Source organism: Streptomyces sp. SCSIO ZS0520, assembly GCF_025643355.1.
GTDB lineage: Bacteria > Actinomycetota > Actinomycetes > Streptomycetales > Streptomycetaceae > Streptomyces > Streptomyces physcomitrii.
Genome location: NZ_CP092644.1, coordinates 338,788 through 361,422 on the forward strand (window position 1 = coordinate 338,788; position 22,635 = coordinate 361,422).

The 22,635-nt window shown below is 72.2% G+C and carries 18 protein-coding genes; 7 read left to right on the plus strand and 11 right to left on the minus strand.

The window, feature by feature from the left end; all coding sequences use genetic code 11:
- Nucleotides 1-110: 110 nt before the first annotated feature.
- On the minus strand, nt 111-1,871 hold the full coding sequence (locus tag MID12_RS01110; protein WP_040246144.1) for a BCCT family transporter: 1,761 nt from the start codon (nt 1,869-1,871) through the stop codon (nt 111-113).
- A gap of 335 nt (nt 1,872-2,206) precedes the next feature.
- On the opposite strand from MID12_RS01110, the gene MID12_RS01115 reads away from it, so the two are divergent.
- Nucleotides 2,207-3,736, plus strand: a complete 1,530-nt coding sequence (locus tag MID12_RS01115) for a M1 family metallopeptidase (RefSeq protein WP_040246146.1) — start codon at nt 2,207-2,209, stop codon at nt 3,734-3,736.
- Nucleotides 3,737-3,832: 96 nt separating this feature from the next.
- Here the strand turns inward: MID12_RS01115 and MID12_RS01120 are convergent, their stop codons facing one another.
- Nucleotides 3,833-5,281: an amino acid permease gene (locus MID12_RS01120; protein ID WP_263164247.1), complete on the minus strand. Its 1,449-nt coding sequence runs from the start codon at nt 5,279-5,281 to the stop codon at nt 3,833-3,835.
- 289 nt (nt 5,282-5,570) lie between these two features.
- Between MID12_RS01120 and MID12_RS01125 the strand changes: the two genes are divergently transcribed.
- Nucleotides 5,571-6,308, plus strand: coding sequence for a MerR family transcriptional regulator (locus MID12_RS01125; protein WP_040246148.1), 738 nt, complete (start codon nt 5,571-5,573; stop codon nt 6,306-6,308).
- A gap of 116 nt (nt 6,309-6,424) precedes the next feature.
- Here the strand turns inward: MID12_RS01125 and MID12_RS01130 are convergent, their stop codons facing one another.
- From MID12_RS01130 to MID12_RS01145, 4 genes are all read right to left on the minus strand, one after another.
- Nucleotides 6,425-8,596, minus strand: a complete 2,172-nt coding sequence (locus tag MID12_RS01130; RefSeq protein ID WP_263164249.1) for a 3-hydroxyacyl-CoA dehydrogenase NAD-binding domain-containing protein — start codon at nt 8,594-8,596, stop codon at nt 6,425-6,427.
- A gap of 42 nt (nt 8,597-8,638) precedes the next feature.
- Nucleotides 8,639-9,853, minus strand: a complete 1,215-nt coding sequence (locus MID12_RS01135) for an acetyl-CoA C-acetyltransferase (RefSeq protein ID WP_263164251.1) — start codon at nt 9,851-9,853, stop codon at nt 8,639-8,641.
- Nucleotides 9,854-9,910: 57 nt separating this feature from the next.
- Nucleotides 9,911-11,053 (minus strand): acyl-CoA dehydrogenase family protein, encoded by a 1,143-nt coding sequence (locus MID12_RS01140; protein ID WP_263164252.1) that lies wholly within the window; start codon nt 11,051-11,053, stop codon nt 9,911-9,913.
- 97 nt (nt 11,054-11,150) lie between these two features.
- The gene (locus MID12_RS01145; protein ID WP_078844671.1) at nt 11,151-12,287 is read right to left on the minus strand and encodes a CaiB/BaiF CoA transferase family protein; all 1,137 of its coding nucleotides are present in this window, start codon (nt 12,285-12,287) and stop codon (nt 11,151-11,153) included.
- Nucleotides 12,288-12,553: 266 nt separating this feature from the next.
- On the opposite strand from MID12_RS01145, the gene MID12_RS01150 reads away from it, so the two are divergent.
- Nucleotides 12,554-13,753, plus strand: a complete 1,200-nt coding sequence (locus tag MID12_RS01150; protein ID WP_263164254.1) for a saccharopine dehydrogenase family protein — start codon at nt 12,554-12,556, stop codon at nt 13,751-13,753.
- Between the two features lie 142 nt (nt 13,754-13,895).
- Here MID12_RS01150 and MID12_RS01155 read toward each other — a convergent pair whose 3' ends face one another.
- Nucleotides 13,896-14,594: an endonuclease V gene (locus MID12_RS01155; protein WP_263164256.1), complete on the minus strand. Its 699-nt coding sequence runs from the start codon at nt 14,592-14,594 to the stop codon at nt 13,896-13,898.
- A 244-nt stretch (nt 14,595-14,838) separates the two neighbouring features.
- Here MID12_RS01155 and MID12_RS01160 point away from each other — a divergent pair, with 244 nt between their 5' ends.
- Nucleotides 14,839-15,252, plus strand: coding sequence for an SsgA family sporulation/cell division regulator (locus MID12_RS01160; protein ID WP_040255992.1), 414 nt, complete (start codon nt 14,839-14,841; stop codon nt 15,250-15,252).
- A 48-nt stretch (nt 15,253-15,300) separates the two neighbouring features.
- Here MID12_RS01160 and MID12_RS01165 read toward each other — a convergent pair whose 3' ends face one another.
- On the minus strand, nt 15,301-15,972 hold the full coding sequence (locus MID12_RS01165; RefSeq protein WP_263164259.1) for a GOLPH3/VPS74 family protein: 672 nt from the start codon (nt 15,970-15,972) through the stop codon (nt 15,301-15,303).
- 332 nt (nt 15,973-16,304) lie between these two features.
- Here MID12_RS01165 and MID12_RS01170 point away from each other — a divergent pair, with 332 nt between their 5' ends.
- Together MID12_RS01170 and MID12_RS01175 are read left to right on the plus strand one after the other, a co-directional pair.
- Nucleotides 16,305-17,972 (plus strand): ABC-F family ATP-binding cassette domain-containing protein, encoded by a 1,668-nt coding sequence (locus tag MID12_RS01170; protein ID WP_263164261.1) that lies wholly within the window; start codon nt 16,305-16,307, stop codon nt 17,970-17,972.
- A 162-nt stretch (nt 17,973-18,134) separates the two neighbouring features.
- A complete protein-coding gene (locus tag MID12_RS01175; protein WP_040246156.1) occupies nt 18,135-19,109 on the plus strand; it encodes an acyl-ACP desaturase in 975 nt (324 codons plus the stop codon).
- 56 nt (nt 19,110-19,165) lie between these two features.
- Here the strand turns inward: MID12_RS01175 and MID12_RS01180 are convergent, their stop codons facing one another.
- The 3 genes from MID12_RS01180 to ligD all read right to left on the minus strand — a co-directional run bounded on the left by MID12_RS01180 (nt 19,166) and on the right by ligD (nt 21,489).
- On the minus strand, nt 19,166-19,423 hold the full coding sequence (locus MID12_RS01180) for a WhiB family transcriptional regulator (protein WP_168541427.1): 258 nt from the start codon (nt 19,421-19,423) through the stop codon (nt 19,166-19,168).
- A gap of 114 nt (nt 19,424-19,537) precedes the next feature.
- The gene (locus MID12_RS01185; RefSeq protein WP_040246158.1) at nt 19,538-20,326 is read right to left on the minus strand and encodes a VOC family protein; all 789 of its coding nucleotides are present in this window, start codon (nt 20,324-20,326) and stop codon (nt 19,538-19,540) included.
- Between the two features lie 140 nt (nt 20,327-20,466).
- Nucleotides 20,467-21,489 carry a non-homologous end-joining DNA ligase gene (gene ligD, locus MID12_RS01190; RefSeq protein WP_052482982.1) on the minus strand — a complete coding sequence of 341 codons (1,023 nt, stop codon included), beginning with the start codon at nt 21,487-21,489 and terminating at the stop codon, nt 20,467-20,469.
- Nucleotides 21,490-21,552: 63 nt separating this feature from the next.
- Between ligD and MID12_RS01195 the strand changes: the two genes are divergently transcribed.
- Nucleotides 21,553-22,617 carry an ATP-dependent DNA ligase gene (locus MID12_RS01195; protein ID WP_040246159.1) on the plus strand — a complete coding sequence of 355 codons (1,065 nt, stop codon included), beginning with the start codon at nt 21,553-21,555 and terminating at the stop codon, nt 22,615-22,617.
- The last annotated feature ends 18 nt before the right edge of the window (nt 22,618-22,635 follow it).

The window sequence follows — 22,635 nt, forward strand, 5'->3', positions numbered from 1 at the left end:
AAGGGCCGGGACCGGCGCCGAGTCCGGGCGCGGGAAACGCGGAGGTGCCCGCCACGCGCGCGGCGTGACGGGCACCTCCGGAGCCGAGGGGCCGGGGCGGCCCCGGGCGGTCAGGTCTTGCTGACCGTGTCCGGCTCCACTTCGCCGATGGGGTCGCCCTCGACCTGGGTGCCCGCGCCCGGGCCGACCTGGATCGCGAACTCCCCGTCGTACTTCTCGTGTCCGGCCACGACGGCGGCGCCGACGGCCTCCGAGCCCATCCGGCCGCGCACGATGAGCGGGTCGCGCCGCAGGTCGCGCATGAGCGCGAAGCACATCCCGATCATCACCAGGACGAAGGGTGCCGCCGCGAGGATCGTCAGGTTCTGCAGTCCGGTGAGCGCATCGCCCTCGCCGTTGCCGATCAGCAGCATGATCGCGGCGACCGCGCCGGTCACCACGCCCCAGAACACGACCACCAGGCGGCCGGGTTCGAGCGCGCCCTTCTGCGAGAGGGTGCCCATGACGATGGAGGCGGCGTCCGCGCCGGAGACGAAGAAGATGCCGACCAGGACCATCACCAGGATGCTCATCGTGGTGGCGAGCGGGTACTCGGCGAGGACGCCGAAGAGCTGGCCCTCGGGAGTGGACTCGCCGGCCAGCTTGCCCTGCTCCTGGAGCTTCATCGCGGAGGTGCCGAAGATGGCGAACCAGATCAGGCTGACCGTGCTGGGGACCAGGATGACGCCGCCGACGAACTGGCGGATGGTCCGGCCGCGGCTGATGCGCGCGATGAACATGCCGACGAAGGGCGTCCAGGAGATCCACCAGGCCCAGTAGAAGACCGTCCAGCTGCCCAGCCACTCGCGGATGCCCTCGCCGCCGGTGGCCTCGGTGCGCCCGGCGAGTTCGGGGAGGTCACCGAGGTAGGAGAAGAGCGAGGACGGCACCATGTCGAGGGCGATGATGGTCGGTCCCGCGATGAAGACGAAGACCGCGAGGATGAGCGCGAGCACCATGTTGATGTTCGACAGCCACTGCACGCCCTTCTCGACGCCGGAGATCGCCGAGGCCACGAAGGCACCCGTGAGCACGGCGATGATCAGCACGAGCAGGCCGGTGCTGACGTCGTCCATCCAGTCGAGGACCTCGAAACCGGAGCCGATCTGCAGGGCACCGAGGCCCAGCGAGGCGGCGGAGCCGAAGAGGGTGGCGAAGATCGCCAGGATGTCGATGACCCGGCCGACGCCGCCGTTCGCGTGGCGCTCGCCGATCAGCGGGGCGAACACCGCGCCGATGGTCTGGCGCCTGCGGCGGCGGAAGGTGCTGTACGCGATCGCGAGACCGGCCACCGCGTAGATGGCCCACGGGTGCAGCGTCCAGTGGAAGAGCGTGGTCGCCATCGCGGTCTGCATCTTGTCCGCGGAGCTGGCGGGGTCGGTGCCCGGCGGCGGCGTCTTGAAGTGCGCGAGGGGCTCGCTGACGCCCCAGAACATCAGGCCGATGCCCATACCGGCGCTGAACATCATCGCGATCCAGGACACCGTACGGAACTCGGGCTCCTCGCCCTCGGTGCCGAGCGTGATCCTGCCGTAGCGGCTGGCGGCCAGCCACAGCGCGAAGACGACGAAGGCGGAGGCGACCAGCATGAAGGCCCAGCCGCCGTTGTGCACCAGGCTCTTGAGGGCACGCCCGGAGACGTCTTCGAGGTTGTCGGTCGCGAGCCAGCCCCACAGGACGAAGGCGAGGGTGAGCGCGGCGGTGACACCGAAGACGATCTTGTCCGTGACGGGCCGCTGGTGATCGCCGGCGAGAGGGTCGCCCCTCCCGCCCGTGAGATCCGCGGTGGCGCCGGGCCCCTGTGTGCCCGAGCCCTTTTCTTCTTGTGTCACTTGGCGGCACCTTTCACGGAAATGGTCGATTGTTATTGTTTATCGGTTTTTACCCGTTTCGGCACATTGGCCCCCGCGTGCCGCACCGGTACGAACCCGTGGACGCGCGGCCGGGACAGACTGCTTACCGCATGCGCCTACCCGGGTTCAATGGATCAACGCCCGCGTTATTCGAGGTGGGCCGCGAAATAAACGGAAGGAGAAAGTCCAGGGCGTCCGGGGCGAGATGTCGTCCCCATGTCAGTCATGTGTCAGACAAAGCCATGGACATGACGGTGGACCAAAGGGCTGAATATGCTCGAACCAATCTTGTGACCCCACCACTTGGAGATTTCGTGCACCGCAGACTGCTCGTCCCCGGCGTCCTCGCGACCGGCCTGATGCTGGCGATCCCGGCCTCGGCCGCCGACTACACCCCGGGGGCCCCGAGCATCGGGGACTCGTACTACCCGGCCGCCGGAAACGGCGGTTACGACGTGTCCCACTACGACCTCAGGCTGAAGTACCAGCCGAAGACGGACCTGCTCGAAGGCACCGCGACCATCCTCGCGACCACCACGCAGGACCTCTCCCGATTCAATCTGGACTTCGCGCTCAAGGTGAGCGAGGTGCGGGTGAACGGCAAGAAGGCGAAGTTCGAGAAGACGGGCGAGCAGGAGCTGCAGATCACCCCGGCGGCCGGGCTGCCCAAGGACACGCCGATCACGGTCGTGGTGCGCTACGCCGACAAGCCCTCCACGGTGAAGGTCAACGACTGGACCTCCTGGGTGCGCACCCCGGACGGCGCCGTCGCCGCGCAGGAGCCGGACTCCGCCGTGTGGTGGTACCCCTCCAACGACCACCCGCTCGACAAGGCCACGTACGACATCTCCGTCTCGGTGCCCGAGGGCAGCCAGGCGATCTCCAACGGCACGCTGCAGTCGACGAGTTCGAAGCTCGGCTGGACCCGCTACAGCTGGCGCTCCAGCAAGCCGCAGGCCACGTATCTGACGACACTGGCGGTCGGCAAATTCGACGTCACCACGGACACGACCGCGAGCGGGCTGCCGGTCGTCAACGCCTACAGCAAGGACCTCGGCGAGAACGGGGGCGCGGCCCGGGCCAGCATCGAGCGCTCCGGTGAGGCCGTGGAGTTCCTGGAGACGGTCTTCGGCCCGTACCCGTTCAACGCGCTCGGCGGCTACGTACCGAACGTCACCAGCGGTTTCGCCCTGGAGACGCAGACCCGGCCCTTCTACAGCCCCAAGCAGTTCGCCAAGGGCGCGAACGTCTCCGTGGTGGTGCACGAGCTGGCGCACCAGTGGTACGGCGACAGCGTCTCGCTCGGCGACTGGGCGGACATCTGGCTCAACGAGGGCTTCGCGAGCTACGCGCAGTGGCTCTGGTCGGAGAAGGAGGGCGAGGGCACCGCGCAGGAACTGGCGGACTACATCTACGACTCCTACCCGGCCGACGACGCCTTCTGGACGGTGAAGCCGGGCGACCCGGGCGCGGACAAGCAGTTCGACGGCGCCGTGTACGACCGGGGCGCGCTGACGCTCCAGGCGCTGCGCAACGAGATCGGCGACAAGGCCTTCTTCGAGATCCTCAAGGGCTGGCCCACCGAGCGCGCCCACGGCAACGCGCGGATCCCGGAGTTCGTCGCGTACGCCGAGAAGGTCTCCGGCAAGGACCTCGGCTCCTTCTTCGACACCTGGCTCTTCCAGCCGGAGAAGCCCGCCAAGGCCACGGCGAAGGCGGCCGGGCTCGCGGCCCGCGCCGAGGCGCCCGCCAAGGCGCCCAAGTCCTGGAAGAAGATCGCGGACACCCACGACATCCACGACCACGACCACGGCGACGCGCACGCGGACGGCCACCGGCACTGAGCCGAGGCGTCCGCCACGTCTCCCCTCGCTCCCGTCGGGTGAGGACTCCCGCGGCCCCCGGCGTCCGGCCGGGGGCCGCGGGCTCCGGCGGCGGGCTCAGTCCCGGAGCGCGGTCCTGGCGTCCCGGCGGCGGATGGCGTACCAGCCCGCGACCAGTCCGGCCGCGATGAGCGGGATCAGGTAGAGGGTCTTGCGGCCGACCTCGGGGTCCTTCCACATCAGGCCGAGCACCGAGAGCAGGAAGGCGATGGTGGCGATCTCGGTGACCGGGCTGCCGGGCAGCCGGAACCGCGGTCGGCTGAGCAGGCCCTGCTTGGCCCGGCGGACGAAGGCCAGGTGGCAGACCATGATGATCACCCAGGTGCTGATGATCCCCAGCGAGGCGATGTTCAGGACGATCTCGAAGGCCTTGCCGGGCACCAGGTAGTTGAGGCCGACGCCGAGCACGCAGACCGCGGAGGTCAGCATGATGCCGCCGTAGGGCACCTGGCTGCGGTTCATCCGGGCGGTGAACTTGGGGGCGGAGCCCGCCATCGCCATGGAGCGCAGGATCCGGCCGGTCGAGTACAGGCCCGAGTTGAGGCTGGACATCGCGGCGGTCAGCACGACCAGGTTCATCACGTCACCGGCGGCCGGGACGCCGATCTTGGACAGGACGGTCACGAAGGGGCTCTGGTCCGCCGAGTACGCCGAGGCGGGCAGCAGCAGCGCGAGCAGCACCACCGAGCCGACGTAGAAGAGCCCGACCCGCCACATGATCGAGTTCACGGCGCGCGGGACGACCTTGTGCGGCTCGGCGGTCTCGCCCGCGGCCACGCCGACCAGCTCCAGGGAGGCGTAGGCGAAGACCACGCCCTGCATCACCAGGACGACCGGCATCAGCCCGTGCGGCAGGAATCCGCCGTGGTCGGTGATGACGTCCAGGCCCGGGCTCTCGCCGCCGACCTTGTGCTGGGTGACCAGGAGGAAGATGCCGATACACATGAAGGCGACCAGGGCCGCCACCTTGATGATCGAGAACCAGAACTCCATCTCGCCGAAGATCTTCACCGAGATCAGGTTCACCGCGAGGACGACCGCGAGCGCGATCAGCGCGAGGGTCCACTGCGGGATGTCGGTGAACAGGCTCCAGTAGTGGGTGTAGAGCGCGATCGCGGTGATGTCGGCGATACCGGTGGTGGACCAGTTGACGAAGTACATCCACCCGGCGACGTAGGCCCCCTTCTCGCCGAGGAACTCGCGGGCGTAGGAGACGAAGGAGCCGGAGGAGGGCCGGTACAGGACCAGCTCGCCGAGGGCCCGTACGACGAAGAAGGCGAAGATGCCGCAGACCAGGTAGGCCAGCGCCAGGGCCGGTCCCGCGTCGTGCAGCCGGCCGCCCGCGCCGAGGAAGAGTCCGGTGCCGATCGCGCCGCCGATCGCGATCATGTTGACGTGCCGGGCCTTGAGGTCCTTGCTGTAACCGGCGTCGCCCGCGTCGTGGGGCGTGGGGGCCGTGTCCGTCCGGGACACGGCGGGTGCCGTGTCGAGAACTTCCTTGCTCACGGTGGAACCACTCTCTGGTACGCGGAGATTCTCCGGTTGTACGGATGTGCCGCGGCCCATGCCGGATCACGCCGGGCACGGGCCGTCGGCAACCCTCCCCCGAGCTGCGGCGATTACGCGGTGGCATGGATCACAGAGCGGAACTTCTCACATGCTGGGCAGGGGGTGTCCAGCCGGGAGGAAGCGGGATAGGGGCCGGGGATACCGGCGCCCGCTCACTTTCACATTGCTGGTGAGACAGCAATACTGTTGCACCAGCAGTGCGCGCCACCGGACACAGGAGCACGTCATGACCGCGGAAACCGCCGAGCCGACGCTCACGGTAGACGAACTGGCCGCGCGCGCGGGCGTCACCGTACGCACCGTCCGCTTCTACAGCACCCGCGGACTGCTCCCTCCCCCGGTGATCGGCCCCCGCCGGGTCGGCCTCTACGGGCCCGCGCACCTCTCCCGGCTCGCCCTCATCGAGGAGCTCCAGCACCAGGGCATGACCCTCGCCGGGATCGAGCGCTACCTCCAGCAGCTGCCGAAGGACCTCAGCGCCCAGGACCTGGCGATCCACCGCGCCCTGGTCTCCTCCTGGACCCCGGAGTCCACCGAGCCGCTCTCCCGCGCCGAGCTGCGCAAGCGGGCCGGGCGCGAGCTCTCCGAAGCGGACCTGGAGCGCCTCGTCGCGATGAACATCATCCGGCGCACCGAGGACCCGGACGTCTTCGACACCGACCCCGGTCAGCTGCGCCTCGGGGTGGAGATGGTGGACGTGCCCATCCCCAACGAGACGATCCTGGCCGCCAGGACCGTGCTCATCGAGCACACCAGGGCGGTGGCCCGGGAGATGTCCCGGCTCTTCCGCGAGGAGGTCTGGGACGCCGGGCGCGAGGGCGCCTCGGAGCAGGAGCACACCGCGGCGATGAAGTCCCTCTCCGCGCACATGCAGCCGCTGATCGTGCAGGCGATGCTCACGGCCTTCCAGCGCTCCATGCGCGAGGAGATCCGGGGCTGGTTCGGGCCGCAGTCCGCTCCGTAGCCGGGCGGGTGCAGGTCCGGGAGCGGGGCGTACGGAGGGCCCCGCCCCGCGCCTCACGGCGCGGACCGGGGCCCGTGGGCGTACGGGGCCGGGGCTCACCCCGACCCCGGTGGCCCTCACTCGTCGCCGAAGGTCTCCCCCGCCTCGGCCTTGCGCAGCAGCAGGCCGGTCGGCTCGAAGCGCTCGCCGTAGGTGGCGGCCAGTTCGCGCGCCCGGGCCACAAAGCCGGGCAGGCCGCCCTCGTAGCCGTTGATGTACTGGAGCACGCCGCCGGTCCAGGCCGGGAAGCCGATGCCCATGATCGAGCCGATGTTGGCGTCGGCCACCGAGGTCAGCACGCCCTCCTCCAGGAGCCGGACGGTGTCCAGGGCCTCGGCGAAGAGCATCCGCTCCTGCATGTCCACGAACGGGATCCGGTGGCCGGGCTTGGTGAAGTGCTCGCGCAGCCCGGACCAGAGACCGGCGCGCTTGCCGTCCTCATAGTCGTAGAAGCCGGCGCCGCCGCTGCGCCCGGGGCGGTCGAACTCCTCGACCATCCGGTCGATCAGCTCCTCCGCCGGGTGCGCGGTCCAGGTGCCGCCCTCCGCCTCGACGGCCTGCTTGGTCTCCAGGCGGATCTTGCGCGGCAGGGTCAGCGTCAGCTCGTCCATGAGGGAGAGCACCTTGGCCGGGTAGCCGGCCTGTGCGGCGGCCTGCTCGACGGAGGCGGGCTCGATGCCCTCGCCGACCATGGCCACGCCCTCGTTGATGAAGTGGCCGATGACCCGGGAGGTGAAGAAGCCGCGCGAGTCGTTGACCACGATCGGGGTCTTGCTGATCTGGCGGACCAGGTCGAAGGCGCGGGCCAGCGCCTCCTCGCCGGTGCGCTCGCCCTTGATGATCTCGACCAGCGGCATCTTGTCGACCGGCGAGAAGAAGTGCAGGCCGATGAAGTCCTCCTGCCGCTTCACCCCCTCGGCGAGACCGGTGATCGGCAGGGTGGAGGTGTTGGAGCAGAGCAGGGCGTCCGGGGCGACGACGTCCTGGATCTCCTGGAAGACCTTGTGCTTCAGCTCGGTGTTCTCGAAGACGGCCTCGATCACCGCGTCGCAGCCCGCGAGGTCGGCGACCTCCGCGGTCGGGGTGATCCGGGCGAGCAGCGCGTCCGCCTTCTCCTGGGTGGTGCGGCCCCGGGAGACCGCCTTGGCGCACAGCCCCTCGGAGTAGGCCTTGCCCTTGGCGGCGGACTCGGCGCTGACGTCCTTGAGGACCACCTCGATACCGGCCCGGGCGCAGGAGTACGCGATACCGGCGCCCATCATGCCCGCGCCGAGCACGGCCACCTTGCGGACCTTGGTGGACTCGATGCCCTTGGGACGGTTGGCACCGGAGTTGACGGCCTGGAGGTCGAAGAAGAAGGCCTGGATCATGTTCTTGGAGACCTGGCCGCCGGCCAGCTCCACGAAGTAGCGGGCCTCGATCTGCTCCGCGGTGGCGAAGTCGACCTGGGAGCCCTCGACCGCGGCGGCCAGGATGTTGCGCGCGGCCGGGTAGTTGGCGCCGGAGGTCTGCTTGCGCAGGTTGGCCGGGAAGGCCGGGAGGTTGGCGGCGAACTTCGGGTTCGCGGGGGTGCCGCCGGGGATCTTGTAGCCGGGCTTGTCCCAGGGCTGCGCGGACTGGGGGTTGGCGTCCACGAAGGCGCGGGCCTTGGCGATCAGTTCCTCGGGGGTGGCGGCGATCTCGTGGATGAGACCGGCGTCCAGGGCGCGCCGGGGGGTGTACTGGGTGCCCTGGAGCAGCACCTTCAGGAGCGCGTCGGCGATGCCGAGCAGGCGTACGGTGCGGACCACGCCGCCGCCGCCGGGCAGCAGGCCGAGGGTGACCTCCGGCAGGCCGATCTTGGTGGCCGAGCCGTCCAGGGCGATCCGGTGGTGGGAGGCGAGGGCGATCTCGTAGCCGCCGCCGAGGGCCGCGCCGTTGAGGGCGGCGACGACGGGGACGCCGAGGGTCTCGATGCGGCGCAGGTCGCGCTTGATGGCGAGGCCGCCCTCGTAGGCGAGCTGGGCGGTCTCGGGGGTGACCTGGATGAGGTCGCGCAGGTCGCCGCCGGCGAAGAAGGTCTTCTTGGCGGAGGTGAAGATGACGCCGCGGACGGACTCCTTCTCGGTCTCCAGGCGGTCGGCGACCGCGGTGAGGGAGGCGCGGAAGTCCGCGTTCATGGTGTTCGCGGACTGCTTGGGGTCGTCCAGGACGAGGGTGACGAGGCCGGTCTCGTCCTGTTCCCAGCGGATGGTGGTGCTCTCGGTCATGGAAGCTTCTCCGTAAGGGGATCCGGAAGGGGACGGGACGGGTCAGAGGCGCTCGACGACGGTGGCGATGCCCATGCCGCCGCCGACGCAGAGGGTGACCAGGCCGAAGCGCTTGTCCTGGCGCTCCAGCTCGTCGATGACCGTGCCGAGCAGGATGGCTCCGGTGGCGCCGAGGGGGTGGCCGAGGGCGATCGCGCCGCCGTTGACGTTGATCTTGTCCAGGCCGGCGCCCATGTCGTCGGCGAAGCGCAGGACGACCGCGGCGAAGGCCTCGTTCATCTCGATGAGGTCGATGTCGTCGATGGTCAGCCCGGCGAGGGCGAGCGCCTTGCGGCTGGCGGGCGCGGGACCGGTGAGCATGATGGTGGGCTCGGAGCCGGAGACGGCCGCGGAGACGATACGGGCGCGCGGGGTGAGGCCGTTGCGCTCACCGGCCTCCTTGTTGCCGATGGCGACCAGCGAGGCGCCGTCCACGATGCCGGAGGAGTTGCCCGCGTGGTGCACGTGGTCGATCTTCTCGACCCAGTGGTACTCCTGCAGGGCCACCGCGTCGAAGCCGCCGAGCTCGCCGATGTCGGCGAAGGAGGGCTTCAGCTTGCCGAGGGCCTCGACGGTGGTGCCGGGGCGCAGGAACTCGTCCCGCTCCAGGACGAGCAGCCCGGTGCGGTCGCGGACCGGGATCACCGACCGGTCGAAGCGGCCCTCCTTCTGCGCGGTGGCGGCGCGCTCCTGGGAGAGGGCGGCGAACTCGTCCACGTCCGCCCGGGTCCAGCCGCCGAGGGTGGCGATCAGGTCGGCGCCGATGCCCTGCGGGACGAAGTTGGTCTCCAGGCTGGTGATCGGGTCGTGGAACCAGGCGCCGCCGTCGGAGCCCATGGGCACTCGCGACATCGACTCGACGCCGCCCGCGAGCACCAGGCTCTCCCAGCCCGAACGGACCTTGGCCGCCGCCATGTTGACGGCCTCCAGACCGGAGGCGCAGAACCTGTTCTCCTGCACGCCCGCCACCGTCTGAGGGAGACCGGCGGCGAGGGCGGCGATCCGGGCGATGTCCGAGCCCTGGTCGCCGATGGGGCTGACGACACCGAGGACGATGTCGTCGATGGTCGCCGGGTCCAGGTCCGGGTGGCGGCCGCGGAGTTCCTTGATGAGGCCGACGATCAGGTCGATGGGCTTGGTGCCGTGCAGGGAGCCGGTGGCCTTGCCGCGCCCGCGGGGGGTGCGGATCGCGTCGTAGACGTACGCTTCGGTGGTCAAGACTGGAGCCTTTCTCGGGCGGGGAGGGTGAGGCGGCGGGGCGGTTGCCCGTCGTGGTCAGCCGAGCAGCGAGCGGCCGATGATCTCCTTCATGATCTCGGTCGTGCCTCCGTAGATCGTCTGGATGCGGCCGTCGGTGAAGGCCCTGGCCACCGGGTACTCGTTCATGTAGCCGTAGCCGCCGTGCAGTTGCAGGCAGCGGTCGGCGGTGCGCTTCTGCAGTTCGGTCGCCCACCACTTGGCCATCGAGGCGTTCACCGCGTCCAGGGTGCCGTCCGCGTGGTCGGTGATGCAGCGGTCGAGGTAGGCCCGGGTGACCGCGCACTCGGTGGCCATCTCGGCGATCTCGAAGCGTACGTGCTGGAGCCGGGCGAGCGGCCTGCCGAAGGCCTCGCGCTCCTTGACGTAGGTGGTGGTCAGCTCGACCAGGTACTCGGCCCCGGCGATGGCCGCTATCGCGATGGCCATCCGCTCCTGGGCGAGGTTGGTCATCAGGTGGACGAAGGCGCCGTTCAGCTCGCCGAGCAGGTTCTCCTTGGGCACCCGTACGTCGTTGAAGAACAGCTCGGCGGTGTCCTGGGACTTCTGGCCGATCTTGTCGAGGTTGCGGCCCCGTTCGAAGCCCTCCATGCCGCGCTCGACGACGAGCAGCGAGAGCCCGTGCGCGCCGCCCTCGGGGGTGGTCTTGGCGACCACGACCACCAGGTCGGAGATGATCCCGTTGGAGATGAAGGTCTTGGAGCCGTTGAGCACCCAGTGGTCGCCGCGGTCCTCGGCGGTGGTGCGGATGCCCTGGAGGTCGGAGCCCGCGCCGGGTTCGGTCATGGCGATGGCGGTGATCAGCTCGCCGCTGCAGAATCCGGGCAGCCAGCGCCGCTTCTGCTCCTCGGTGGCGAGCGAGGTGAGGTAGGGGCCGATGATGTCGTTGTGCAGGCCGATGGCGAGTCCGGCCACCCCGGCCCGGGTGAACTCCTCGGCGAGTACGGCGCTGTAGCGGAAGTCCGGCTCGCCGCCGCCGCCGTACTCCTCGGGGACCGCGAGACCCAGCAGCCCCTGGCGGCCCGCCGCGAGCCAGACCTCGCGGGAGACGATGCCGTCCTTCTCCCACTGCTCGTAGTGCGGCAGGACCTCCTTGGCGAGGAAGGTCTTGACCGTCTCCCTGAATGCCTCGTGCTCGGGCGAGTAGATGATCCGCTTCACGGCTTCCTCCTGTGGGCGGTTCGGCGTGGCACCCGGCCGGGCGCCGGCGGTCTCGGTCGGGCCCCGCGGGCTGCTCGCCCGGACGGGGTTCGGTGGCTCAGGACGGCTCCGCCACCAGGTGCGGTACGTCCCAGTCGCGGGCGACCTCCTCGGTGTCCGCGCCGGGCAGCGCGGGGGCGGTGCGCACCCGGGTCGGGGTGGCGGAGAAGCGCGGGGCGGGGGCGGGCTGGGTGAGCCCGGCGTGCTCGACGAAGGTGCCGCGGGCGGCCAGATGCGGGTGCTCGGGCGCCTCGCGCATGGACAGCACGGGTGCGACACAGGCGTCGGAGTCCTGGAAGACCTCGGTCCACTCGGCCCGGGTGCGGGTCCTGAAGCGGGCGGCGACGGCCTCCCGCAGCTCCTCCCAGCGGCCGAAGTCCTCGCGGGCGGCGGCGACTTCACCGAGGCCGAGCAGTTCGGCGAACTCCGCGTAGAACTGCGGTTCCAGGGCGCCGACGGCCATGTACCCGCCGTCGGAGGTCGCGTAGTTCCCGTAGAAGGGGGCGCCCCCGTCGAGGAGGTTGACCCCGCGGCGGTCCTGCCAGACCCCGGCCGCCGCCATGCCGTGGATCATCGAGGCGAGGTGGGCGGCGCCGTCCACGATGGCGGCGTCCACGACCTGCCCGGTGCCGGTGGCCCGCGCGTGCTGGAGGGCGGCGAGGACGCCCACGACCAGGTAGAGCGAGCCGCCCGCGTAGTCCCCGACGAGGTTCACCGGGACGGCCGGGGGCTCGTCCGCCTTGCCGATCATGCCCAGGGTGCCGGTGACCGCGATGTAGCCGAGGTCGTGCCCGGCGCGCTGGGCGAGCGGTCCCTCCTGGCCCCAGCCGGTCATCCGGCCGTAGACGAGGCGGGGGTTGCGGGCGAGGCAGTCCTCGGGGCCGACGCCGAGGCGTTCGGCGACGCCGGGCCGGTAGCCCTCGATCAGGATGTCGGCGCGCTCCACCAGGCCGAGCACGGCGGCGGTGCCGCCCGGCGACTTCAGGTCCACGGCGACGGAGCGCTTGTTGCGGTTGGTGAGGTCCTTCTCCGGGGCGATGCCGAGGCCCCCGGCGGGGCGCTCGACCCGGACCACGTCCGCGCCGAGGTCGGCGAGCAGCATGGCGGCGAAGGGGCCCGGTCCGATGCCCGCGAGTTCGACCACCCGCACCCCGGTGAGCGGTCCCTGTCCCGGCGGCTCTGCCACTGACTCCACAACCCCTCGGTACGCGACATGCACTGTGACACCATCGATGTAACAGTGTTGATGTTATGAACCAGCGGGTCCGCGCACAAGCCCTGTCGAGCAAGCGCTCAGTAACTCCCCCGGATGCCCGCCCGCCCACCAGGCGGACGGGCCGCTGCCGCTGTGATCGCGCACGCTAACCTCGGGCCCGGAAGAGGGCGTTCCGCGCGGATCGGCCGGGCTCGTGGCCGGGGCCGCCGGGGCCCGAGGCACGGGGGTCGAGGACAAGGGGTGTCATGGCAGCACAGAGCAGTCCCGAGCGGGCGGAGCGCACGTACGACATCGTGCTGTTCGGAGCCACCGGCTTCGTCGGGCAGCTGACCGCCGAGTACCTGGCCGCGCACGCACCGGCCGAACTGCGCTGGGCCGTCGCCGGGCGCAACCCCGCCAAGCTGGACGCCCTGCGGACCCGGCTGGCCGAGTTCGCGCCCGAGGGGCCCGCGCCCGAGGTGGTGCGCGCCGATGTGGACGACGCCGACTCGCTGCGCGAACTCGCCGCGGGCGCCCGGGTGGTGGCCACCACGGTCGGCCCCTACATCAGCTACGGCGAGGGCCTGGTCGCGGCCTGCGCCGAGGCGGGCACCGACTATCTCGACCTCACCGGCGAGCCCGAGTTCGTGGACCTGATGTACGTACGCCACGACGCCCGGGCCCGGGAGACCGGCGCCCGCCTGGTGCACGCCTGCGGCTTCGACTCGGTGCCGCACGACCTCGGTGTGCAGTTCACCGTGGCGCAGCTGCCCGAGGGGGTGCCGCTGCGCGTCGACGGCTATGTGCAGGTCGACGCGCAGGCCTCCGGGGGCACCTTCGCCTCCGCCCTCACCGCCTTCTCGCGGGGGCCGCAGATGCTCGCCGCCGCCCGGGAGCGCAAGCAGCACGAGCCCCGCCCGCAGGGCCGCCGCGCCTACGCCCCGCCCGGCACCTTCCACTACTCCGGGGAGATCGGCGCCTGGGGGCTCCCGCTGCCCACCATCGACGCGCAGATCGTCCAGCGCTCGGCCCGCGCCCTGGAGCGCTACGGGCCCGACTTCCGCTACCGGCACTACGCGGGCGTACGGCGCCTGGCCACCGTGGCGGGGCTGCTCGGGCTGGTCACCACCACCTTCGCGGCGGCCCAGTTCGGGCCCACCCGGCGCTGGCTCTCGGACCGCCTCAAGCCGGGCGAGGGCCCGAGCGCGGAGCGGCGGGCCCGCAGCACCTTCTCGGTGCGCTTCATCGGCGAGGGCGGCGGCCGCCGCGTCTACACCGAGGTGGCGGGCGGCGACCCGGGCTACGACGAGACGGCGAAGATCCTCGCCGAGTCCGCGCTCAGCCTCGCCTTCGACAAGCTGCCCGCCACCGCGGGACAGGTCACCCCGGCGGTCGCGATGGGCGAGTCCCTGACGGAACGGCTGCGCGCGGCGGGCCTCACCATCCGGGTCGCCGCGGTGCGCTGAGCCACCCGCCTCCCCTGGGCCGCCCCGGCCCTCCTCGACCGCCGTACGGGGGCGGGCAGTTCGCCCCGCGTCGTACGGGCACGAAAGGTCGGCCGGGGCGGCGCCCGGAGTCGGTCCGACCATCCGCGCCGTACGGGAACCGTCAGGCGGACCCCAGGGCCCCCTTGAGCGCCCGGCGGCAGAGCGCGTCCGCGCGGCGGGTGGACTCGGGCAGGCGGTAGCGCGGGGTGAGCGCGAGGACATGGGCGCAGGCCGACTCCAGCGTGGTGCGGTGCCCGACCGAGACGAAGACCGGTTTCACCCCGGCCCGGGTGCGCAGCGCACGGCCGACCTCCTCCGCGCCGTCGGTGAGCGGGGCGGCCGAGCCGCGCGCCCCGGAGGGCTCCGCGTAGGTGAAGGTGAAGGGGTTCTTCGCGACGCCGATCGCGGGCAGCCCGGTCAGCACCCCGAGGTGGCAGGCGAGCCCGAAACGCCGGGGATGGGCGAGTCCGTAGCCGTCGCAGACCAGGAGCCCGGGGTCGGTGTCCAGCCCGCGGAGGGCGGCGAGGACCGCGGGCACCTCGCGGAAGGCGAGCAGCCCGGGCACGTACGGGAAACCGGCCCGGCCCACCGCGGTCGCCTCCTCGCGGACCTCCAGGCTCGCCGCGTCCAGGACGACCGCCGCGGCGGCGACCAGGTCGCGGGCGTCGTCGTAGGCGACATCGACCCCGGTGACCGTCCCGGTGCCGGGCGCGGGACCCGGGTCGCCGAGGACCACCCGGGAACGCAACTCCTCCTGGACGGCGCGGGCCCGGGCCTCGGTGGCGGGCCAGCCCGCGGGCAGCGGAAAGCTCGTGATCATGGTCGGCCAGGGTACGCCGGGGCGGGGCCAGCGGCCGCGGCGGGCGGCGCAGGCGCTCCCGCACCGGCGCGGAGGGCGGAGACCGACCGGCCACAGCCATCTGGCCGAGAATCGCCCCCTAGGAAGTGAGGAAGGTCACTCCCCTTCTCAATGCACGGATCCGGTCCCGCGCCCCTCTCACAGGGTGTCCGCCCCCGCCCCCGCGCCCGCCTTCACGCGCCCCGGCCCCCGCAAGGAGCAGGAGTTGTCCTCTGTCTCGCACTCCGTCGAAGTCCGGCTGATCGCCGTCGCCCCCCGCATTCCGGTCATTCCGGCGACCCTGCACTACGACGGCCGGGACCCCTTCGCCGTACGGATGACCTTCCCGGCCCATGCCGCCCTGCGCGGCCAGGAGGTCTGCTGGACCTTCGGCCGCGAACTGCTCGCCGAGGGCCTCGAACAGGACGCGGGCGAGGGCGACGTCCGGGTGCGCCCCTACGGCTACGGCCGCACCATCCTGGAGTTCCACGGGGCCGAGGGCATCGCGGTGGTGCACATCCTCACCGAGCAGCTCCGCGGCTTCCTCGACCTCACCCGGGCGCTCGTCCCGCCGGGCGAGGAGCACCTGTTCGCCGACATCGAGCAGGATCTCGCGGACGCCCTCGACGACGTCTGCTGAACCCTCCGGGGCGGGGGCCGCCCCGCCCCGGAAACCCGCCCCGGATCTTCAACTCCCCCGCGCCGCCGCCCCGGTGACCGCCGCCGCCCGGACCGCCGCCCGCAGCTCGCGGAAGACCCCGGGCAGCGCGGGGCCCGCCTCGCCGCCGCGCGCGGCCAGCGCCTCGGTACGGTCCTGGTGCGCCGCGCGCTCCCCGGCGGTGGCGAAGGTGCCGAGCCCGGCGTCCACCGCGAGGACGGTCATCGCCGCCGCGCGGTGCCCGACCTCCGCCACCGGCACCGGCCCGCACAGCGCGGCCCGCGCCCTCGCCCGCAGGCTCCGTACGGGAGCGGGGTCGGCGAGCACATGGCGCCCCGGCGGGAGCAGGCCGAGCAGGCGGTGGCCCCGGGCGCGCAGGAAGCCCTCGGCCACGAGTGACGCGCGTACCGCGGTCCGGGTGGCGCCCGTGTGCGCGCCCACCCACTCCTGCCAGGTGCGCGGCCGGGACTCGGCGACGAGTTCGAGGAGACCGTCGAGCGGGTCCTGGCCGGTCTCGGCATCCGGGTCGGTGGGCACCGCCACCCCGTCCTCGTCGGCGAGCAGCCCCCGCCAGGCCAGCTCGGCGAGCGCCCCGGCCCGCACCAGGCGGCCGAGACCGGCGGCCGCGGCGGGGCGGTCCTCGCCGGTGTCCCAGGCGAGGAGGTACAGGCAGGCGGGCAGCGAGCGGGGCGTGTCGGTCATCTGGCTCCCTCTTTCCGGGGGCTCGCGGCGGCGGCGCAACGGCCGCCCTCGGACGCCGCGTTAATCCGTTGCCCCGGCCCGGCCCTTCTCCTACGGTGTTCCTGGCCCCACCCCCGCCGAACGGAGAAGGACGTTGCTCCACTGAGGTCCCGGAACACCGTGCCGTGCAGCCTGCCGTATCCGGCCGCCGCGCGCACCGTGACCGACCTCGGTGTCACGAGCCGTCCCTCGGGCAGCCCCCTTCCCGGCGCCCCGGGCCTCTCTTCGAAGTGACCGCGGTGTTCCGGATGCGTCGCCCCGCCGCCCGCACTCCGAGAATCCGTGAGGCCTCCATGACCCACCACGACCACTCCTCCTCCTTCACCCCGGCCGCCGCCTCCTCCCTGGTCCAGTGCACCGGACTGCACTTCGCCTGGCCGGACGGGACCCCCGTCTTCGACGGGCTCACCACCGCCTTCGCCCCGGGCAGGACCGGTCTCGTCGGGCTGAACGGCGCCGGGAAGTCGACCCTGCTCAAGCTGATCACCGGTGCGCTGGCACCGGGCGCGGGCACCGTCCGTACCAGCGGCGAGGTCGGCTACCTGCCGCAGAACCTCACCCTCGACACGGGGCTGCGGGTCGACGAGGCGCTCGGCATCCGCCGGGTGCGCGCCGCCCTGCACGCCATCGAGGCGGGTGAGGTGGACGAGGAGCACTTCGCCGCGGTGCAGGACGACTGGGACGTCGAGGAGCGGGCCGGCGCCACCCTCGAATCCCTCGGCCTGCCCAGCGCCCTGGACGCCACCGTCGGCGAGCTGTCCGGCGGCGAGTCCGTACTGCTGCGCCTGGCCGCGCTGCTGCTGCGGCGCCCCGAGGTGCTGCTCCTGGACGAGCCCACCAACAACCTCGACCTGCACGCCCGCAGGCGGCTGCACCGGGCGGTCGAGAGCTGGCCCGGCGTCCTCGTGCTGGCCAGCCACGACCGCGAACTCCTGGAGCGCGTCGACCAGATCGCCGAACTCCGCAGCGGCTCCCTGACCTGGTACGGCGGCACCCTCAGCGCCTATGAGGAGGTGCTCGCCGCCCAGCAGGAGGCGGCGCAGCGCAAGGTGCGCACCGCGGAGGCCGATCTGCGCCGGCAAGAGCGCGAACTCGCCGACGCCCAGGTGGTGCTGGCCCGCCGCAAGCGCTACGGGCAGAAGATGTGGGACACCAAGCGGGAGCCCAAGGCGGTCATGGCCCAGCGCAAGCGCCAGGCCCAGGTGTCGGCGGGCAAGCACCGCCTGCTGCACGAGGGGCGCCTCGCGGACGCCCGGCAGCGGCTCGACGAGGCGGCCCGCTCGGTGCGCGAGGACGACGAGGTCCGTATCGAGCTGCCGTCCACGGCGGTCCCGCCGGGGCGCGAGGTGTGCACCGTGCGCGAGCTGGTGCTGCCGTACACCGGGGCCCGGGTGCCGGGCGGCCTCTCGGTGCACGGCCCGGAGCGCATCGGCCTGCTCGGCCGCAACGGGGCGGGCAAGTCGACCCTGCTGCGGGTACTCGCCGGTGAACTCTCGCCGGTGAGCGGTGTGTCGGGGGTCCAGGTGCCGGTACGGCATCTGCCGCAGCGGCTCGACGTCCTCGACGAGGAGCTGAGCGTCGCGCAGAACGTGGCGCGCTTCGCGCCGGGTGCCACGGACAACGCGATCCGCGCCCGCCTGGCCCGCTTCCTGTTCCGGGGCGCCCGCGCGGACCAGGAGGTGGGCACCCTCTCCGGCGGCGAACGCTTCCGGGCGGCCCTCGCCGCCCTCATGCTGGCCGAGCCCGCGCCGCAGCTGCTCCTCCTCGACGAGCCGACCAACAACCTGGACGCCTCGGGGGTGGCCCGGCTCACGACCGCCCTCGCCGCCTACCGGGGCGCGCTCCTGGTCGCCTCGCACGACCTGGACTTCCTCGCCGGCCTCGGCCTCACCCGCTGGCTGCTCCTCGACGGGGAGCTGCGCCCGACCAGCGAGGAGGAGGTGCGCGCCCAGCTCGACTGAGCAGGTGAGGGGCCCGCGCCACGCCGGGCCCCCTCACGGGATCCGGCCGGTCCCGGCAGGGCCCCGGCGGGCCGATCATCCTTACGCTCCCGTAACCTACGGTGTCGTAGCCTACGGTGTCGTAGGTTCACTGATCCGCCCGCACGTCTTGCTGGAGCCACCATGACGATCTCCCACACCCGCCCCCTCGCATCGGACACCTGGGACGACACCCGGCTGCTCTTCGCGCTGGAGGAGATCGTCGAGAAGGAGCTGAACCGGCACTTCAAGTCCGCCCGTGACTGGATGCCGCACGAGTACGTGCCCTGGTCCGCGGGCCGCAACTTCCCCGGGCTCTTCGAGGACGGCGAGGCCTGGCACAAGGAGCAGTCCTCGGTCACCGATCTGGGCAAGATCGCCCTGGTGGTCAATCTGCTCACCGAGGACAACCTGCCCAGCTACCACCACGAGATCGCGAGCCTCTTCGGGCGGGACGGGGCCTGGGGCACCTGGGTGCACCGCTGGACCGCCGAGGAGGGCAGGCACGGCATCGTCATGCGCGACTACCTGCTCACCTCGCGCGCCGTCGACCCCGACGAGCTGGAGTCCTTCCGGATGACCCACATGTCCGAGGGCTTCGAGTCGGACAACCGGCACTCGATGCTGCACTCGGTCGCGTATGTGGCCTTCCAGGAGCTGGCCACCCGCATCTCGCACCGCAACACCGGCCGGATCTCCGGCGACCCGGTCTGCGAGCGCATGCTCGCGCGGATCGCGACCGACGAGAACCTGCACATGGTCTTCTACCGCAATCTCCTGGGCGCCGCCCTGGAGCTCGCCCCCGACCTCGCGATGCAGGCCGTACGCGACGTGGTCACCGGATTCCGGATGCCCGGCCACGGCATGCCCGGCTTCGAGCGGGCGGCCGCCCAGATGGCGATCGGCGAGGTGTACAACCTGCGCATCCACCACGACGACGTGCTCCAGCCGGTGCTGCGCTACCTCGGCGTGCTCCAGATCAAGGGACTCGGCCCCGAGGGGCAGCGCGCCCAGCAGGAGCTCGGCCTCTACATGGAGGGCCTGGACAGCGAGGCCAGCCGCTTCGACGAGCGCCTCGCGGCCCGCAAGGCCCGGATGGCCGCCCGCGCCGCGGGCTGAGCCCGGCCGGGGCCGCCGCCCCGCCGCGCCGCGGTCGGGCCGCCGCCGCGCGCGCCTCAGGCGGCTTCCGCCCGCCTGAGGCGCTGGAGTCGCAGCCGCTCCTTCTCCGAGAGACCGCCCCAGACCCCGAACTGCTCGTCGTGGGTCAGGGCGTACTCCAGGCACTCGGCGCGGGTCTCGCACATCCGGCAGATCTGCTTGGCCTCGCGCACCGAGCTGCCCGGCTCCGGGAAGAAGAAGCCGGCACCGGTCTGTGCGCACAGGGCCTGTTCCTGCCAGGCGAGGTCTTCCTGGGCGATCACATTGGTCTGCATGCTCACGATGCTGCCGACCGGGGAAAAACGACCGATCAACGTCCGATCAACGCGCAGGACACGCCGTATACGAGCTGCTGGGAGACGGTCCCGCGCGTGCGGGGAGCTGCCCGCTCAGCCCTCCTGCGGTGCGGGTTTCAGGATGGCGAAGCGGGCGCCCTGCGGATCGGCGAGCTGGGCGAGGCGGCCGACGCCCGCCATGTCCTCGGGGCCGCTGCGCACCGTACCGCCCAGCTCCGTGGTGCGCGCGCAGACGGCGTCGGCGTCGGCCACCGCGAAGTAGAGGGTCCAGTGCGGGTCGGTGTAGCGCTCGCTCGGGTCGGACTCCAGGTCGGCCACGCCGCCGAAGCCGCCGTCGCCCTTCTCGGGGCCGGGGCTGACCACGGTGTACTTGCCGCCCGGGAAGGCGACCTCCTCGCTGGTCCAGCCGAAGACCCGCGCGTAGAAGCCGGTGGCCGCCTCGATGTCCGGGGCGTACAGCTCGGTCCAGCACAGTCCGTTCGCCCCGGCGAAGCCGAGTCCCTGGTGGACCCCGGCCTGCCAGACGCCGAACCCCGCGCCCGCGGGGTCCACGAGGTGCGCGTACCGCCCCTGGTCGGTGACGTCCATCGGCGCGAAGGTGACGCTGCCCCCGTGCTCCTCGACCCGCCGTACGGTGGCGTCCACGTCGGTGCTGCGGAAGTAGACGCTCCAGGACGGCGGGCCCTGGTCGGTGGGGACGGGGATGGCGCCCGCCGCGTACTTCCCGCCGACGCTGAACATCCCGTAGCCGCCGGTCTCCGGCCCCAGGCGCTTAAGCTCCCAGCCGAGGATCTCCCCGTAGAAGCGGCCCGCGGCCTCGATGTCGGGGGTGCCCAGGTCGATCCAGTTGGGGGCACCGTCCACGGGTCGGGTGGTGAGCATGATGCGGCCCTCCTCGGGTACGTCCGTGTCACGCCCGAGGTGCCAGGCGGCCCGGTACGGGCGTGTGTCTCCGAGTCTTCCACCCGAGGCCGACTTCTGCCGCCGCTCCGACCCGGGGCGGAGCACCTGGGCGGCCGGGCTCAGCCCTCGTCCTTGGCGGCCCGGGAGGGCTGCACCCGCTTGGGCTCGCCCGGCATCTTCGGGTACTCCGGCGGATAGGGCAGATCGCCGAGCCCGTGGTCGTGCTCCTGGCGCTCGGCGAGTTCGAGGAGGCCGTCGAGGCGGAAGGCGTGCTCGTCCATGTCGGCGTGCACATCGCCCAGCTCGGCGAAGCGGCCCGGCATGGTGCCGAGGTCGAAGTCGGCCGGGTGCGCCCGGTCGACCTCCTCCCAGCGCAGCGGCGCCGAGACCTGGGCGCGCGGGTGGGGGCGTACCGAGTAGGCGGAGGCGATGGTGCGGTCCCGGGCGGTCTGGTTGTAGTCGACGAAGATCCGCTCACCGCGCTCCTCCTTCCACCAGGCGGTGGTCACCCGGCCCGGCATCCGGCGCTCCAGTTCCCGCCCGCAGGCGATCGCGCAGCGGCGCACCTCGGTGAAGGTCCACCGCGGCACCAGGGGCACGAAGACGTGCAGTCCCCGGCCGCCGGAGGTCTTGGGCCAGCCGCGCAGCCCGAACTCGTCGAGCAGGGCGCGCAGTTCGAAGGCGGCGCGGACGGCGTCCTCGTAGTCGGTGCCGGGCTGCGGGTCGAGGTCGATGCGCAGTTCGTCGGGGTGCTCGGTGTCGCCGCGGCGCACCGGCCAGGGGTGGAAGGTGAGGGTCCCGTACTGCGCGGCCCAGATCACCGCGCCGACCTCGGTGGGGCACATCTCGTCGGCGTGCCGGCCGCTCGGGAACTCGATCCGCGCCGTGGGGATCCACTCGGGGTGGTTCTTGGGCACCCGCTTCTGGAAGAAGGACTCGCCGCTGAGCCCCTCCGGGTAGCGCTCCAGGGTGGTCGGCCGGTCCCGCAGCGCCCGCAGGACGCCCTCGCCGACCGCGAGGTAGTACCGGGCCACGTCGAGCTTGGTGTAGCCGGGCTCGGGGAAGCAGATCTTGTCCGGGCTGGACAGCCGGACCGTACGGGCGCCCGCCTGGAGTTCCAGGGCCTTGCCGTGTGCCGCCATGCCGTCACGGTAGGCGCAGCCCGCCCGGGGGCGCATGTCGGCATACGGCGGCAGAATCTCCCCATGGACCTGCCGGTGATGCCCCCTGTGAAGCCGATGCTCGCCAAGTCGGTGGCGAGCATCCCGCCGGACATGCTCTACGAGGCGAAGTGGGACGGCTTCCGCGCGATCGTCTTCCGGGACGGCGCCGAGGTCGAGCTGGGCAGCCGTACCGGCAAGCCGCTGACCCGCTACTTCCCGGAGCTGGCCGCGGCGCTCGCCGAGCGGCTGCCCGAGCGCTGCGTCCTGGACGGCGAGATCGTGATCGCCCACGACGGGCATCTGGACTTCGACGCGCTCACCGAGCGCATCCACCCGGCCGATTCCCGGGTGCGGCTGCTCGCCGAGCGCACCCCCGCCTCCTTCGTCGCCTTCGACCTGCTCGCCCTCGGCTCCGCCTCGCTGCTCGACACCCCGCAGCAGGAGCGGCGGGAGCGCCTGGAGAGCGTGCTCGCGGGCGTCCGGGCGCCGGTGCACCTGGCGCCCGCGACCACCGAGCGCGCGGTGGCCGAGCGCTGGTTCCAGGAGTACGAGGGCGCGGGCCTGGACGGGGTGGTCGCCAAGCCGCTCGGGCTCGGCTACCGGCAGAACGAGCGCGTGATGTTCAAGGTCAAGCACGAGCGCACCGCCGATGTCGTGGTCGCCGGCTACCGCCACCACAAGAGCGGGCCCGTGGTCGGCTCGCTGCTGCTCGGCCTGTACGACGCGGCCGGGGTGCTCCAGCACGTCGGGGTCGCCGCCGCCTTCGCCATGAAGCGCCGGGCCGAACTCGTCGAGGAGCTGGCGCCGCTGCGGATGGAGAGCGCCGAGGGGCACCCCTGGGCCGCCTGGACCGAGGAGTCCGCGCACGAGAGCGCCCGGCTGCCGGGCGCCCCGAGCCGCTGGACCGGCAAGAAGGACCTGTCCTGGATTCCGCTGCGCCCCGAGCGGGTCTGCGAGGTGGCCTACGAGCACATGGAGAACGGCGCCCGCTTCCGGCACACCGCCCGCTTCCGCCGCTGGCGCCCCGACCGCACCCCGGAGAGCTGCACCTACGCCCAGCTGGAGGAGCCGGTCCGCTACGACCTGGACGAGATCCTCGGCGGCTGAGCGCGAGGCCGCGGGGCC